At 62.8% G+C, this 15,051-nt stretch carries 10 protein-coding genes, 1 pseudogene and 2 riboswitches; of the genes and pseudogenes, 8 read left to right on the top strand and 3 right to left on the bottom strand.

What is annotated here, in order from left to right; all coding sequences use genetic code 11:
* The first annotated feature begins 2 nt into the window (after positions 1 to 2).
* Positions 3 to 1,337: an MATE family efflux transporter gene (locus B0D78_RS03145; protein WP_078015534.1), complete on the top strand. Its 1,335-nt coding sequence runs from the start codon at positions 3 to 5 to the stop codon at positions 1,335 to 1,337.
* Between the two features lie 8 nt (positions 1,338 to 1,345).
* Here B0D78_RS03145 and B0D78_RS03140 read toward each other — a convergent pair whose 3' ends face one another.
* From B0D78_RS03140 to B0D78_RS13375, 3 genes and pseudogenes are all read right to left on the bottom strand, one after another.
* Positions 1,346 to 2,239 (bottom strand): serine hydrolase domain-containing protein, encoded by an 894-nt coding sequence (locus B0D78_RS03140; RefSeq protein ID WP_342418073.1) that lies wholly within the window; start codon positions 2,237 to 2,239, stop codon positions 1,346 to 1,348.
* A gap of 166 nt (positions 2,240 to 2,405) precedes the next feature.
* Positions 2,406 to 2,735, bottom strand: a pseudogene (locus tag B0D78_RS13565) (serine hydrolase domain-containing protein); the annotation flags it as partial.
* A 191-nt stretch (positions 2,736 to 2,926) separates the two neighbouring features.
* Entirely contained in the window at positions 2,927 to 3,376 is a 450-nt protein-coding gene (locus B0D78_RS13375) for a hypothetical protein (RefSeq protein WP_240496103.1), read from the bottom strand.
* A gap of 214 nt (positions 3,377 to 3,590) precedes the next feature.
* Positions 3,591 to 3,749, top strand: a riboswitch (cobalamin riboswitch).
* A gap of 116 nt (positions 3,750 to 3,865) precedes the next feature.
* On the opposite strand from B0D78_RS13375, the gene B0D78_RS03130 reads away from it, so the two are divergent.
* The 7 genes from B0D78_RS03130 to nrdG all read left to right on the top strand — a co-directional run bounded on the left by B0D78_RS03130 (position 3,866) and on the right by nrdG (position 14,754).
* Positions 3,866 to 6,013, top strand: coding sequence for a methylmalonyl-CoA mutase family protein (locus B0D78_RS03130; RefSeq protein WP_078015532.1), 2,148 nt, complete (start codon positions 3,866 to 3,868; stop codon positions 6,011 to 6,013).
* Positions 6,014 to 6,017: 4 nt separating this feature from the next.
* On the top strand, positions 6,018 to 8,216 hold the full coding sequence (scpA, locus tag B0D78_RS03125) for a methylmalonyl-CoA mutase (RefSeq protein ID WP_078015531.1): 2,199 nt from the start codon (positions 6,018 to 6,020) through the stop codon (positions 8,214 to 8,216).
* Between the two features lie 32 nt (positions 8,217 to 8,248).
* Complete coding sequence (gene meaB / locus B0D78_RS03120) at positions 8,249 to 9,379, top strand: methylmalonyl Co-A mutase-associated GTPase MeaB (protein WP_078015530.1); 1,131 nt, start codon at positions 8,249 to 8,251, stop codon at positions 9,377 to 9,379.
* 114 nt (positions 9,380 to 9,493) lie between these two features.
* Positions 9,494 to 9,684: riboswitch (cobalamin riboswitch) on the top strand.
* A gap of 144 nt (positions 9,685 to 9,828) precedes the next feature.
* A complete protein-coding gene (locus tag B0D78_RS03115) occupies positions 9,829 to 11,334 on the top strand; it encodes a succinate CoA transferase (protein ID WP_233543477.1) in 1,506 nt (501 codons plus the stop codon).
* Positions 11,327 to 11,629 carry a hypothetical protein gene (locus B0D78_RS03110; protein WP_199674710.1) on the top strand — a complete coding sequence of 101 codons (303 nt, stop codon included), beginning with the start codon at positions 11,327 to 11,329 and terminating at the stop codon, positions 11,627 to 11,629. Before B0D78_RS03115 ends, B0D78_RS03110 begins: the two co-directional genes overlap by 8 nt.
* Positions 11,630 to 11,845: 216 nt before the next feature.
* Positions 11,846 to 14,230 (top strand): anaerobic ribonucleoside triphosphate reductase, encoded by a 2,385-nt coding sequence (locus B0D78_RS03105; protein ID WP_078015570.1) that lies wholly within the window; start codon positions 11,846 to 11,848, stop codon positions 14,228 to 14,230.
* On the top strand, positions 14,227 to 14,754 hold the full coding sequence (gene nrdG, locus B0D78_RS03100) for an anaerobic ribonucleoside-triphosphate reductase activating protein (protein ID WP_078015528.1): 528 nt from the start codon (positions 14,227 to 14,229) through the stop codon (positions 14,752 to 14,754). Before B0D78_RS03105 ends, nrdG begins: the two co-directional genes overlap by 4 nt.
* The last annotated feature ends 297 nt before the right edge of the window (positions 14,755 to 15,051 follow it).

Raw genomic sequence — 15,051 nt, 5'->3', positions numbered from 1 at the left:
AAATGAATCTGGAGAGAGACAATATCGTCAGGTTGATATTTTATTACTCTGTGCCGGCGACAGTAGGCATGCTTGTCAATGCCGTCTATAACCTAGCGGACAGAATATTCGTAAGCTACGCCGTCGGCGCGGAGGCTTTTTCGAGCATGAGCGTCGCTAGCGCGGTCTTTTTGGTGCTTCAGGCTTTCGGCGTATGGATTGGCATCGGCGCGGCCTCTCTCATCGCGATCAAAATGGGAGAAAGACAGCAGCAGCGGGTCGAGGAACTGATCGGCGGCGCGCTGGTCGCCCTGGCGGCGACCTCGGCCATCGTCTTCTTGGGCGTATCCGCATTTCTTGACGAAGTGCTGTATTTTTTCGGCGCCAGCGGCAGCACCATCCCCTACGGCAGAGAGTATCTGACGGTGATCGCGCGGGGCCTGCCGCTGATGATCACAGGCACGGGACTGTATCACATAAACAGGGTGATCGGCTTTCCGGGGAAAGCGATGCTGTGCACGGCCGCCAGCGCGCTGCTCAACGTTTTCCTTGACTTCATTTTTCTCTTTCCTTTCGGCATGGGGATCGGCGGCGCGGCGCTGGCCACGGTGATCTCGCAGTTCGTGCTGCTGCTGTGCATGCTCCGGCTCCTGTCGAAAAAGGCGAAGTCGTGCCGCGTCGATCCGAAAGGTCTGAGACTGAAGTGTCGCGACGTGCTGGACATATACATCGCGGGACTCTCCACGTTTTTCACTCAGGTCGTCTCCTCGCTGATCGCCGCGGCTGCGAACAATCAACTGCTGCGCTACGAAAACTATTTTGCCGTCGGCGCTTACGGCGCCATAAACATCACGTATTCCATCGTTTTGATGCCCGTCTTCGGGATCGGACAGGGCAGTCAGCCGATCATCGGCTACAATTACGGAGCAAGAGCCTACGCGAGGGCCAGAGAAACTCTTTATAAGTCGATGTTCCTCGCCTTCGTCATCGGCATCGGCGGCTGGCTGCTCTTTCATCTTCGGGCCGCGGCAATAATGTCGGTCATCACCAACGGGGACGGACGGATCATGCCTTACGCCGCGGACGGTCTGGAAAAACTGACGCTGCTGTTTCCTCTCGCCACTGTCCAGGCGGTCGGGCAGGTGTATTTTCAGTCGATCGGAAAGCCGAAGAGGACTCTGCTGCTCAGCGTGCTTCGCCAAACCGTCTTCTTGATCCCGATGCTTTACATCCTGCCGAAGTTCTGTGGAACAGACGGCGTTTGGTACGCCATCCCCGTCGCGGAGTTCCTTTCTTTGCTCTGCACGGGCTCTTTTATCGCCGTGGAAAACTATCGGATGAAGAAATACTTGGGCTAGCAAGGCGCTCAGCCGACTTTCGGCACGATGCGGTCGTTCAGGCGCAGGGCCCAGACGGCGCCGTTTTCGTTGAAGCAGGGGCGCAGCTCCGACACGGCGAAGCCGCTGCGCAGCAGGGCCATGCGGCCGCGCACCATGCGTACGCTCATCGGTTTGCCGTCGTTGAGGACGGAAATGCCGCGGCCGTCCTTTTCGATGGTGACTTTCGCGCCTTCGCCGGAGCGGTAATGCCCGCAGGCCGCTTCGATAACTTCCGGTTCCCAGGGACAGTCGGTCCAGAGGTCTTCCGGCGGCGGCTCCCAGCCGGCGGCGATCCTGAGCAGCGCGTCGGCGATCAGGGAGACGGGGACGTTCTGCGTGTTGCACAGCACGATCACACCCCGGTCGAGTTCCGGCGACCAGGCGATGTGCGAGGAAACGCCGGGCAGGCTGCCGCCGTGGCGGTACACCGTGAGGTCGCGCATGAAGCCGACGCTCAGCCCGTAGCCGTAGAACTGATGATGCTTCGCCGCCACGCGGGGGCTTACCATGTCGCGGACGCTCCGTTCCGCGACGATCGCGCCCGCTTCGCCGCGGCCGCCGTTGAGGTACATGCGCAGATATTTTTTCAGGTCGGCCAGCGTGGATTTCATCGCGCCGCCGCCGTTGAGGACGAAGGCGCTGCGGTAAAAGTCGCGGTCGCCTTCGCTCACGCCGAGATCGTCGCTGTACAGCAGCGACGTGTCGGCGTCTTCGGAGGGACGCAGGAACTCGCAGGTGCTCCGGCCCATGCCGAGCGGCCCGAGGATGCGGCGTTCCACGTAGCGGGCGTACGATCCTTCGCCGCCGCAGCGGCGGACGATGTCGCTGAGGATGCCGTAGCCGTCGTTGCAGTAGCTCATGTATTCGCCGGGGCGTCCCAGCCGCGGCGCCGGCGCGTCCAGACCGCGCGCGACCTGTTCGACCGCCGCCTGGGCGACGCGGTCGTCGTAAGCCGTTTCCTGCGAGCGCGGATCGACGCCCAGTTTTTTTCAGGAGGTCGGGCAGCAGCGCTCGCGGCATGGGGAAATAGCCGCCGCTGTGGCTGAGGAAGTGCGCCACGCTCACGGGCGCTTGCCCGCCGTTTTTGAATTCCGGGCAGTAGGCGGACGCCGGCACCTGCAGATCGACGAGCCCTTGCTCCGCCAGCTGCATCAGCGCCAGCGCGGTGAAAGACTTGGTCACCGAGGCCAGGCCGAAGATCGTGTTCTCGCCGACGGGCAGGCGGCGCGCCGCGTCGCGGAAGCCGAAAAATCTCTGATAGGCCGTACCGCTCCGATCGACGACGGCGACGGCAAGGCCGCGGGCGCGATGAGCCGTTATGATTTGTTCCGCATAGTCGCAGAAAGCGGACTCTTTCGTCCGAAAAGGATCTGTCATCGATGATTCTCCTTGAGAGCGTAAATTTTGAGGCGTGAAAACGGCCTTATTATAAACGAAGCGGGGCAAAACAGACGGCCAAGAGTCCCGTTCAGCCCGCCTTTGGGCGGCGGCTCGCGTGCCGGATAAAAAATACGCTGCGGAAGGGGGACAAAGCGACCCTTTCGCAGCGTATTTTTGTCGCCGTACGGTCAATGGCCGGCGGCGCTTTTTTCGCCGATGGAGGCGGCGATTTTGTTGGCTTCGGCGTCTTTGCCGAAGACGTAGACCATGAGGATGCGGCCGCGGCTTTCCAGCACGCGGACGTTGACCGGCTCGCCGTTCTGGACGAAATCCAGGCGCAGCGAGCCTTTTTTGTCGCGGCGGATGTCGTTCTTTTTCACGCCCACCGCGTCGGCCAGATTTTCGGCCACGCTCTTGACGGTGCCGCTCCGGGTGGTGGCGGCCTGGTCGACGATGACGGCGGCGCTCTCGTTCTGGTTGTAGATCAGGACCTGTTCGCCCTGTCTGAAGGACCAGCCCTCGGGGATCTCGACCGACAGATCGTAAAAATTGACGCTCATCGCCGCCAGAGGACGCGCGGCTGACAAGAAGAACAGCATCGTCAGCAGGACAACGTTCGACGCCAATATTTTTTTCATGCAAGACAGACCTCCTTTGCCGCCGGAGGCTTACGGACGCCTCCGGGAACCACGCCCTGATTCTAGCAGACGAAAAATGCCCGCACATGAGAGAAAACAACAATTCTTTGGACAGCCATGGCCGCCGCCGTTCGTTTTCTCTCTCGCGTCTTTTCGGCGGCGCGAAATACAACACTGAAACTTGAACCGTCTTTTTTCCTCCGCACGTTTCTTTTTGCTCTTTTGAGGTGGATTCGAGGGAATTTTTATTGTAGAATGAGAAGTCATGATATGCAGTTTCAGCCCGGGGAATTTGGTGAAAGACCAAAGCGGCCCCGCCACTGTGAGCGCGCTGCGCGCGAGTCAGGATACCGGCCTGAAACGGGGGGAACAGAGAGCGAATCTTGCGCGGGCGGGATTTCGCCGCGCAAGCGCGTTCTCTTCGCTGAATTTTTTCCGACAGCGGGGAAACGGGCAAAATTTTCAGCGTCAGGGAGGATTTGATTCATCATGGAAAAAGACCAGCAGAAATCTGCGCCGATCACTCCTGTCACCTTTGACGAGTTCAAAGTCCCCACGTACGAGGAGTGGAAGCAGGCCGCCGAAGTGGCTCTGAAGGGGGCGCCCTTCGACAAAAAAATGTTCACGAAGACGTTCGAAGGCATCACGCTTCAGCCCATCTACACGGCCGAGAACGTCGCGGATCTGAAAGACTGCCATGCCTTTCCCGGAGCGCAGGACTTTTTGAGAGGCGTCAAGAGCGCGCCGCAGCACGATCGTCTCTGGGAGATCGCCCAGGGCGTCGATGCGCGCTGCCCGCGCCAAGCCGGCGAACTGGCCGCCGAGGAACTGAAAAGGGGCGCCACGGCCATCCACCCGGTGCTCGATTACTCCAGCACGCACGGTATGGACGTTCCCGCCTGCGAGCGTCGCGGCGTCAGCATCTGCGCGCTGGAACATCTGGAAAAGTTTTTCGCCGCCGCCGATCCGAGCGAGCACGAGCTGCACATCGCCGCCGGCGCGTCGGCCCTGCCGATGCTGGGCATGATCGCTGCCTGGTGCGAAAAGCACGGCGTCGCGCTTTCCAGCCTGAAAGGCTGCGTCGGCGCCGACCCCGTCGGCTCGTTGGCCCGCGACGGTTCGCTGAGCCGCTCGCTCGACAGCTTGTACGATGAGATGGCGCAGACGCTGCTCTGGGCCGAGAACCATCAGTGCGCGCTGCGCACGATCCTGATCCGCGGCAGCATTTACGCCAACGCCGGAGCGTCCGCCGTCCAGGAGACGGCCTGCGCGCTCGCCGACGCCGTCGCCGTGATCCGCGCCATGTCGGAGCGCGGCATTGCCCCCGACGCGACCGCCCGCCATCTTCGCTTCGAAGTCGGGCTCGGCGCCAACTTCTTCATGGAGATCGCCCGCCTGCGCGCCCTGCGCGTGCTCTGGGCGCACGTGGCGCGCGCCTTCGGCTGCGAGGGCGAGAGCGCCAAGGTCAACGTGTTCGCCGAGACCTCGCCGTTCACCGCGACGGTCTACGATCCCTACGTCAACATCCTGCGCACGTCCACGCAGGCCTTTTCGGCCGCCGTGGCCGGCGTCGACGCCATGAACGTCAACTGTTTCGACTGGGCCGTCCGTCCCGCCACCGAGCAGGCGCGGCGCATCGCCCGCAACCAGCAGATCATGATGCAGACCGAGTTCAACTTCGACGCCGCCGTCGACCCCGCCGGCGGTTCCTGGTACGTGGAGACGCTGACCCGCCAGGTCGAAGACCGCGTCTGGGAACTGTTCCAGAAAATCGAATCCGAAGGCGGCCTCGTCAAGGCGCTGCAGTCCGGCCTGATCCAGAACGAGATCGGCGCCGTGCTCGCCGACCGCTTCAAGAAGCTCGCCACTCGCGCCGAACGCGCCGTCGGCAACAACATGTACGCCAACATGGCGGAAACGCCGCTCGACGTGCCCGCAAGCAACCTGGCCGAGTTCAAGGCCGCCCGCGAGGCCAAAGTGGCGGAGATCAAAGAACGCCGCTGCCCCGACTGCCTCGCCAAGGCGCTGAAAGACGTGGCCGAAAGCGCCAAATGCGGCAAGGGCGGCCAGGTCGTCCACGCCGCCGAGGCGTTCGCGGCCGAGGCGCTGCTGTCCGATCTGTGGAAAACTCTCGACGCCGCCGGGCCCTGCGAACTCAAAGTCGCGCCGCTTGAGCCGCACCGCTGGACCGAACAGTACGAAGCGCTGAGGAAGCGCACCGAAGACTACGCCGCCACAACCGGCGGCAACGTCAAAGTTTTCCTCGCCAACATGGGCCCCATCCCGCAGCACAAGCCGCGCGCCGATTTCAGCACGGGCTTCTTCGAGGTGGCTCGCTTCGAGGTGCTGAAGAACGACGGTTTCGAGACCGTGGAGCTGGCCGCCGAGGCCGCCGCGAAAAGCGGTGCCGACGCCGCCGTGATCTGTTCGACCGACGACACCTATCCCGAACTCGTGCCGCCGCTGGCCAAGCTGATCAAGGAGAAGCGCCCCGACATGACCGTGTTCCTCGCCGGCGCGCCCGCGCCCGAGTTCAAACAGAGCTATCTCGATGCCGGCGTCGACGATTTCATCCACGTGAAAGCCAACTGCCTCCAGGTCCTCACCGCCATGCAGAAGAAAAAGGGGATGTGCTAGAACCATGTATCAGAATCCTGATTTCACCAAGATCGCCTTCAAGGAAGAAAGCCGCGCCGAATCGCGTCAGGACTGGGAAGCGCGCGTCCTCAGGGAGACGGGCCGTTCCGTCTCCGAACTGTGCACGCGCACCATGGAGCAGATCGACGTCAAGCCGCTCTATACCGCCGACGACTACGCCGGCATGAACCATCTCGGTTCCATGGCCGGCATCCCGCCGTTCCTGCGCGGGCCGTATCCCACCATGTACGTCGCCCGTCCCTGGACGGTGCGCCAATACGCCGGTTTCTCCACGGCCGAGGAGTCGAACGCGTTCTACCGCCGCAACCTCGCCGCCGGCCAGAAGGGGCTCTCCATCGCCTTCGACCTGGCCACGCACCGCGGCTACGATTCCGACCACCCGCGCGTCGTCGGCGATGTCGGCAAAGCCGGCGTGGCCGTCGACTCGATCCTCGACATGGAGATTCTCTTCTCCGGCATCCCGCTGGGGCAGATGTCCGTCTCCATGACCATGAACGGCGCCGTGCTGCCCGTCATGGCCTTCTACATCGTCGCCGCGCAGGAACAGGGCGTCGACATGAAAGTCCTGAGCGGCACGATCCAGAACGACATCCTCAAGGAGTTCATGGTGCGCAACACCTACATCTACCCCCCCGCGGCCTCCATGCGCATCATCGGCGACATCTTCGCCTTCACCTCGCGCAACATGCCCAAGTTCAACTGCATCTCCATTTCCGGCTATCACATGCAGGAAGCCGGCGCCACCGCCGACATCGAACTGGGCTACACGCTGGCCGACGGCCTCGAGTACATCCGCACCGGCATGAAGGCCGGACTGGGCATCGACGATTTCGCGCCGCGTCTTTCCTTCTTCTGGGCCATCGGCAAGAACTACTTCATGGAAGTGGCCAAGATGCGCGCCGCGCGCATGCTCTGGGGCAAGATCGTCAAACAGTTCGACCCCAAGAACACCAAGTCCATGGCGCTGCGCACGCACTCGCAGACTTCGGGCTGGAGCCTGACCGCCCAGGATCCCTTCAACAACGTCACGCGCACCTGCGTCGAGGCCATGGCCGCCGCGCTTGGACACACCCAGTCGCTGCACACCAACGCCCTCGACGAAGCCATCGCCCTGCCCACGGATTTTTCCGCCCGCATCGCGCGCAACACGCAGCTCTACATCCAGGACGAGACAAAGGTCTGCAAGGTCATCGACCCGTGGGGCGGCTCCTACTACGTGGAAGCCCTCACCGACGAGCTGATCCGCCGCGCCTGGGCGCACATTCAGGAAGTCGAAAGCCTCGGCGGCATGGCCAAGGCCATTGACACCGGCCTCCCCAAGATGCGCATCGAAGAGGCCGCGGCCCGCCGCCAGGCCCACATCGACTCCGGCAACGAAAAGATCGTCGGCATCAATTACTTCCCGCTCGAGAAGGAAGACCCGCTCGACATTCTCGACGTCGACAACACCGCCGTGCGCCAGGCGCAGATCGCGCGCCTCGAAAAGCTGCGCGCCGGCCGCGATCCCGAAAAAGTGCGGCAGTGCCTCGACACCATCACCCACGCCATGGAAAGCGGCGAGGGCAACCTGCTCGAGCTGTCAGTTGAAGCGGCCCGCGCGCGCGCGTCGCTGGGCGAGATTTCCTTTGCCATCGAAAAAGTGTGCGGGAGGCACAAAGCCGTGATCCGTTCGATTTCCGGAGTGTACAGCAGCGAATTCGCCGACGACGAAGTGATCAAGGAAGTCCGCCAGATGACCGACGACTTCGAGAAGCGCGAAGGGCGCCGCCCGCGCATCATGGTCGCCAAGATGGGGCAGGACGGTCACGACCGCGGCGCCAAGGTGGTCGCCACCGCCTACGCGGACATGGGTTTCGACGTCGACGTCGGGCCGCTGTTCCAGACGCCAGCCGAGACCGCTCAGGACGCCGTGGACAACGACGTCCACATCGTCGGCATGAGCTCGCTGGCCGCCGGCCACAAGACGCTGCTGCCGCAGCTCGTCGAAGAGCTGGAAAAGCGCGGCCGCGGCGACATCATGGTCGTCGCCGGCGGCGTCATCCCGGCGCAGGATTACCAATTCCTGTACGACCACGGCGCCGCCTGCATCTTCGGCCCCGGTACGGTCATCCCCGCCGCCGCCCGCGAGATGCTGCAGGTGCTGAACAAGCGTCTTGCCGCCCAGGAGGGAGCCGCGAAGTAGAAGCCTCCTCCCCCGAAAAGGAGAAAAAACCGATGAGCATCGAAAACAACACGTACCAGCCCGACTGGCAGCCGCAAAACGCCGGCAGCGAATTCGCCTGTTTCGTGACGAAGGGCGTGGACGACACCGGCGGTCCCACGGCCGCCAACGTCCAGCCCGTGAGGCGCAATCTCTCCGTCGACGAATACGCGCGGGGCATCCTGAACGGCGACCGCGCGATCCTGTCGCGGGCCATCACGCTGATCGAAAGCAACGCTCCGAAACACTTCGCCACGGCGCAGGAACTGATCCAAAAGCTGCTGCCCCACACGGGCAGATCCATGCGCGTCGGCATCACCGGCGTGCCCGGCGCCGGCAAAAGCACCTTCATCGAAGCGCTCGGCTCGTGGCTGTGCGATCACGGGCACCGCGTCGCCGTGCTCGCCGTCGACCCCAGCAGCACCGTCACCAAGGGCAGCGTCCTCGGCGACAAGACGCGCATGGAAAAGCTGTCGCGCCACTCCAACGCTTTCGTGCGTCCCTCCCCTTCGGGCGGCACGCTCGGCGGCGTCACGCGCAAGAGCCGCGAGACGCTGCTGCTCGTCGAGGCCGCGGGCTACGACGTGGTCCTCGTCGAGACCGTCGGCGTCGGCCAGAGCGAAACGACCGTGCGCAACATGGTGGATTACTTCCTCATGGTGGCGCTCACCGGCGCGGGCGACGACCTGCAGGGCATCAAGAAGGGCATCATGGAGATCGCCGACTCGATCCTCGTCAACAAGGCCGACGGCGACAACAAAGTCAAAGCGCTGTCGGCGCGCGCCGACTTCGACATGATGCTCCACTACCTGCGTCCCGCCACGGAAGGCTGGGTCAGCCGAGCCTACACCTGTTCGTCGCTGACGGGCGAGGGAATCCCCGAGATGTGGGGCGTGGTCGAGGAGTTCTTCAGGACCGTGCGCGGCAACGGCGTCTTCGAAAAACGGCGCAAAGAACAAGTGCTCAAATGGGTCAACGACATGGCGCAAGAACATCTGGAAAACCTCATCGGCGCCAACCAGGCCATCGCCGCCGCCAAGGCGCGCATCGAGGAGGAGGTCACCGCGGGCAAATTGCCGCCCACGCAAGCCGCCCAAGAGATCATCGACGTGATGGAGCGCGAGCTGTTCCAGGGCGGACGGTAATCCTCGCTCCGCCGTTCATCAGACACCGTTCTTTCCCGAACAAAAAAATGGAAGCGGGGAAAACGTTCTTTTTTCCCGCTTCCATTTTTTCTGCTATAATCTGTCTCAGAAACCCAATCGAATAATCAGCACGGTTCGAGGCGTTGCGCCTCGATCAAAAAGGAATCGGGTGAGAATCCCGAGCGGTCCCGCCGCTGTAAAAGCCCCCGCTTCTCCACGCGCCACTGTGAGCTTCGCGCTCATGGGAAGGCGGAGAAGGCTCCATGGGCTTGAGCCAGAAGACTTGCCGCGCTGAGCACAAAAAAGTTTTCGCGAGCGACGGAACGTGTGTGCTGCTTCAGACCTTTCTTTCTGATCGAGGCCCCGGCAGCGGACGTTCTTTCGGCATGAGATGCCGGAAGAATTTTTTTTCGCATGGGACGGCGCCGCGCCGAAAGGAAGGAAAAAACGTGTACAACCGCATCAGCAATCGCGAGGCAGAGAGCAAGACCATGTCGGCGGCGCAGGCCGCCGAGCTGATCAAGGACGGCATGACCGTCGGCACGAGCGGCTTCACCATGGCCGGGTATCCCAAGGCCGTTCCCATGGCGCTGGCCCGCCGGGCCGAACGCGGCGAGAAGATCCGCATCAAGCTGATCACCGGCGCTTCCGTCGGCGACGAGCTCGACGGGCGGCTGGCGCGCGCCGGCGTGCTCGAACGGCGCTATCCCTACCAGACCAACCAGAGCGTGCGCGAGCTGGCCAACGACGACCGCCTCGCCTACGTGGACATGCACCTCAGCCAGGTGCCCTTCTGGATCAAAAACGGCTACTTCGGCACAATCGACGTGGCCATCATCGAAGCGATCGGCATCGACGACGAGGGCAACATCATCCCCAGCACGTCGGTAGGCTGTTCCAACGTGCTGGCGGAATACGCCGAGAAGGTGATCGTCGAGGTCAACACGGCCCAGCCCGTCAAGCTGGAAGGCATGCACGACGTGTACAGCCCGCGCCGCATGAAGGAGACCGAACCGATCCCGATCGTGCGCCCCAACAACCGCGTCGGCATGCCCTACATCCGCTGCCGCCCCGACAAGATCGCCGCCGTGGTCGTCACCGACATCCCCGACTCGACGCGCCATCTGGCGCAGACCGATGCGAGATCGCAGATCATGGCCGATTACCTGGTCGCTTTCCTCGAGAACGAAGTGGCCTGCGGCCGGCTGCCGCGCAAGCTGCCGCCGATCCAGTCCGGCGTCGGCAACATGGCCAACGCCGTGCTGGGCGGGCTACAGAAGTCCAAATTCCGCAACCTTTCCATCTATTCGGAAGTACTGCAGGACTCCGTGCTCGACCTGATCGAGACGGAACGCGTCTCGTTCGCCTCGGGGACGGCGCTGACCATCTCGCCCGAGCGCATCGACGCCTTTTACAAAAGTCTGGAAATGTACAAGTACAAGATCATCCTGCGCCCCGTGGAGATCAGCAACTCGCCGGAAGTGATCCGCCGCCTCGGCGTCATCGCCGTGAACACGGCGCTGGAAGTCGACCTCGAGGGCAACGTCAACTCCACGCACATCGGCGGCTGCCAGATCGTCAACGGCCTCGGCGGCTCGGGAGACTTCGCGCGCAACGCCGCGCTCTCGGTGTTCACCACGCCGTCGACGGCGAAGAACGGAACGATCTCCTGCATCGTCCCGCATGTGGCGCACGTGGACCACACGGAACACGACCCTCACGTGATCATCACCGAACAGGGCTGCGCCGATCTGCGCGGGCTCACGGCCTACGAGCGCGCCCGCGCGCTGATCGAAAACTGCGCGCATCCCAAATTCCGCCCGGCGCTGCAAGCGTTCGTCGAGCGCAGCTTCGCGCGCCCCGGCTTCCGTCACGGCTTCGCGCCGGAAGATCCGCAGCGCTGGACGCAGGATTATCGCCCCGAAGAAAACGAATCAGAGAAAGGGAATGACTGAAATCATGTTTTTGAAATCGCTTCTCGAGATCACCATGCTGATCTGCTTCGGCGCCGCCTGGCCCATCTCCATCTACAAGTCGTGGACCTCGCGCAGCAGCAGGGGCAAAAGTCTGCTTTTTCTCGTCGTCATCATCGTCGGCTATCTGGCCGGAATCGGCAAATGCCTGCTGGACGGCGCCACGCACTGGAGCGTGGTCGCGCTTTACGTCGTGAACGTGACGATGGTTTCGATCGACACGTTGCTCTACTTTCGCAACGAAGCGCTTGAGAAAAAGACGGCGGAGATCCGTTAGCCGCCTGTTTCGCACGTTGCGTCCCGCCGTTCATGTCCATATCTAGGGTCTTAATGTTAAAATCTACAATATATATAGCGTTTTTGTCTTTACGAGATCGTTTTTATGGTGTATGATGGCAGCGAAAAATCCCGGGCAAGCCTGTCCGCTTCGTCCCGTTTTTCGCGCGCCCGCTGCGGGCGCCGCATTTCGCTCTTGGAAAGAGAGGCCTTTCAAGTGATCGAGACCATCAAGAAGAGGGACGGCCGTCTGGCGCCCTTCAACGAAGACCGCATCACCCGCGCTATTTTTCTCGCCGCCTCCGCCGTGGCGGAGAAAGAGGGAACCGCCGCCGATTTCCGCATCGCCGAGGGGCTGACGTCGCAGGTCGTGCGCCGCCTCAACGAAAAGTACGCCTCCGGCTCGCCCAGCGTCGAGGACGTGCAGGACATGGTGGTCAAGGTGCTGATCGAAAACGGGCACGCCCGCACCAGCGAGGCCTACATCACCTACCGCAACGAACGCACGCGCGTGCGCGACTCCCACACCCGCCTGATGAAGGCCATCGAGGAGATCACCTTCGCCGACGCCAAGACCGCCGACGTGAAGCGCGAAAACGCCAACATCAACGGCAACACGGCCATGGGCACGATGCTGGAATACGGCAGCGCCGTCTCGCGCGAGTTCTGCAAGACGCACGTGATCCATCCCGCCCACGCCAGGGCGCACGACGAGGGCGACATCCACATCCACGACATGGACTTCCTCAACATGGGCACGCTGACCTGCTGCCAGATCGACATCCGCAAGCTGTTCAAGGGCGGCTTCTCGACGGGGCACGGTTTCCTGCGCGAGCCGCAGGACGTGATGAGCTACGCGGCGCTGGCGGCCATCGCCATCCAGAGCAATCAGAACGATCAGCACGGCGGCCAGAGCATCCCGTATTTCGACTACGGCATCGCCGACGGCGTGCGCAAGACGTTCCGCAAGCTGTACGTGAGCAATCTCGCCAAGGCGTTGGAACTGCTTTGCGACCTCGACGCGAAGGCCGCCGTCAAAGAGGCGGAAGCCCGCGCCGAAACCGAAACGGGGCGTGCCATCAGCCTGACGGACGACGCCGAACGGGACGAGGCCGAGCGGAACATCTTGGCCGCGTCGCTGAAAACCGGCGAGGCGGAGCTGGGCAAACTTCAGGCTTTCGCCCGCAAGGAAGCCCTCGCCGAAACGGACCACCGCACCTATCAGGCCATGGAAGCCTTCATCCACAACCTCAACACGATGCATTCGCGCGCCGGCGCGCAGGTCCCCTTCTCGAGCATCAACTTCGGCACCGACGTCAGCGAGGAAGGGCGCATGGTCACGCGCAACCTGCTGCTGGCGACCGAAAAGGGACTGGGCAACGGCGAGACGCCGATCTTCCCGATCCTCATCTTCAAGGTCAAGGAGGGCGTCAACTACAATCCCGGCGACCCCAACTACGACCTGCTTCAGCTTTCGTGCCGCGTCACTTCCAAGCGGCTTTTCCCAAATTTCAGCTTCCTCGACGCGCCCTTCAACGCCCAATACTACAAGCCCGGCGACCCCGACACGGAAGCCACCTACATGGGCTGCCGCACGCGGGTGGTCGGCAACCGCTGCGGCGAATCGACGGTGAGCGGCCGCGGCAATCTGTCGTTCACCACCATCAATCTGCCCCGCCTGGGCATCGTCCACGGGCAGGCGCTGGGCGGCGCGACCGATCTCGACGCCTTCTTCAAAGATCTCGACGGCAAGATCGACCTGGTCGTCGACCAGCTGCTGGAACGCATGGAAATCCAGGGACGCCGCCGCGTCAAGAACTTTCCCTTCCTGATGGGACAGGGCGTGTGGAAAGGTTCCGACGGCATGAACGACGAGGACGAACTGCGCGACGTGATCCACCAGGGCACGCTGACGGTCGGTTTTATCGGCCTGGCCGAGTGCCTGGTGGCCCTGACGGGCAAGCATCACGGCGAGAGCGCCGAGTCTCAGGAGCTGGGGCTGAAGATCGTCCGCCACATGAGAGAGCGCATGGATCAGGCTTCGGAACAGTACGACCTGAACTTCTCGCTCATCGCCACGCCGGCGGAGGGATTGTCGGGACGTTTCACCCGCCTCGACGCCAAAAAGTTCGGCGCGATCCCCGGCATCACCGACCGCGAGTACTACACCAATTCCTTCCACGTGCCCGTCTATTACAAGATCGGCGTCTTCGACAAGATCGCCCGCGAAGCGCCCTACCACGCGCTGACCAACGGCGGCCACATCAGCTACGTGGAACTGGACGGTCTGGGAGCCAACAATCCCGAAGCCTTCGAAGCCATCGTGCGCGCCATGAAAGAGGCAGGAGTCGGCTACGGCAGCGTCAATCACCCCGTCGACCGCGATCCCGTCTGCGGCTACACGGGCATCATCCCCGGCGACGTGTGCCCTCACTGCGGACGGCATGAGAGCGACGGCCCCGTCGGCTTCGAGCGCATCCGCCGCATCACGGGCTACCTCGTGGGAACGCTGGACCGCTTCAACAACGCCAAACGCGCCGAGGTCCGCGACCGCGTCAAGCACAATCAGTGTCAAACGGAGGAAGAGGCGGGCGGAAAATGAAGATCCGCCTCGCCAGTCCGATGACCCGCGACAGCATCGTCGACGGGCCGGGGCTGCGGGCGGTGATCTGGGCGCAGGGATGCTTTCACAACTGCCCGGGCTGCCACAATCCCTGCACGCACAACCCCTTCGGCGGCTTCGAGATGGATTCGGCCGATCTGATCGCCCAGCTCGATTCGCTGCATTTGCAGCAGGGGCTGACGCTCTCCGGCGGCGAACCGTTCCTGCAGGCGCGCGCCCTGGCCGAAGTGGCCCGCGCGGCGCGCCGGCGCGGACTGAACGTGTGGGCCTTCACCGGCTTCACCTTCGAGCAGCTGACCGACCGCAAGAATCCGGCCTGGGCGGACCGCATGGCCCTGCTCGAGCAGATCGACGTGCTCGTCGACGGACGCTTCGAGCGCGACAAGCGCGACCTCTCGCTGCGTTTTCGCGGCTCGTCCAATCAGCGCATCCTCGACGTGAAAAAAAGCCTGACCCTGCAGGCCCCCTGCGTCATCGAAGAGTACATGCGGCAAGCCATGTGACGCATATAAAATCAGCCGTCCAGAGGAACAGGTTCCACCTCCTCATCAGGACCGGGAGACGTTCACCCCCTCGGAGCGCCCCCGGTCCGCTTTTTTCGATAAAAACGCGCCAAGCCGCGGGCAAAACGTTTTGCCCGCGGCTTGGCGCGTTTTCCATGTTTTTTCGTTAATATTGTCCCTCGATAAAAAACGCCTACATAGTTTACAAGGTGCTGCAGGGAAGTTCAGTCGCTCAGGACTATCTCGACCGCTGTGCGGTCTGCGCAACTCGCTTTGGGAATCTCCCCCGCAGTGATT

Origin of the sequence: Pyramidobacter sp. C12-8, from assembly GCF_002007215.1 — a bacterium.
Lineage (GTDB): Bacteria > Synergistota > Synergistia > Synergistales > Dethiosulfovibrionaceae > Pyramidobacter.
This window is presented reverse-complemented; position numbering and strand designations above follow the sequence as displayed.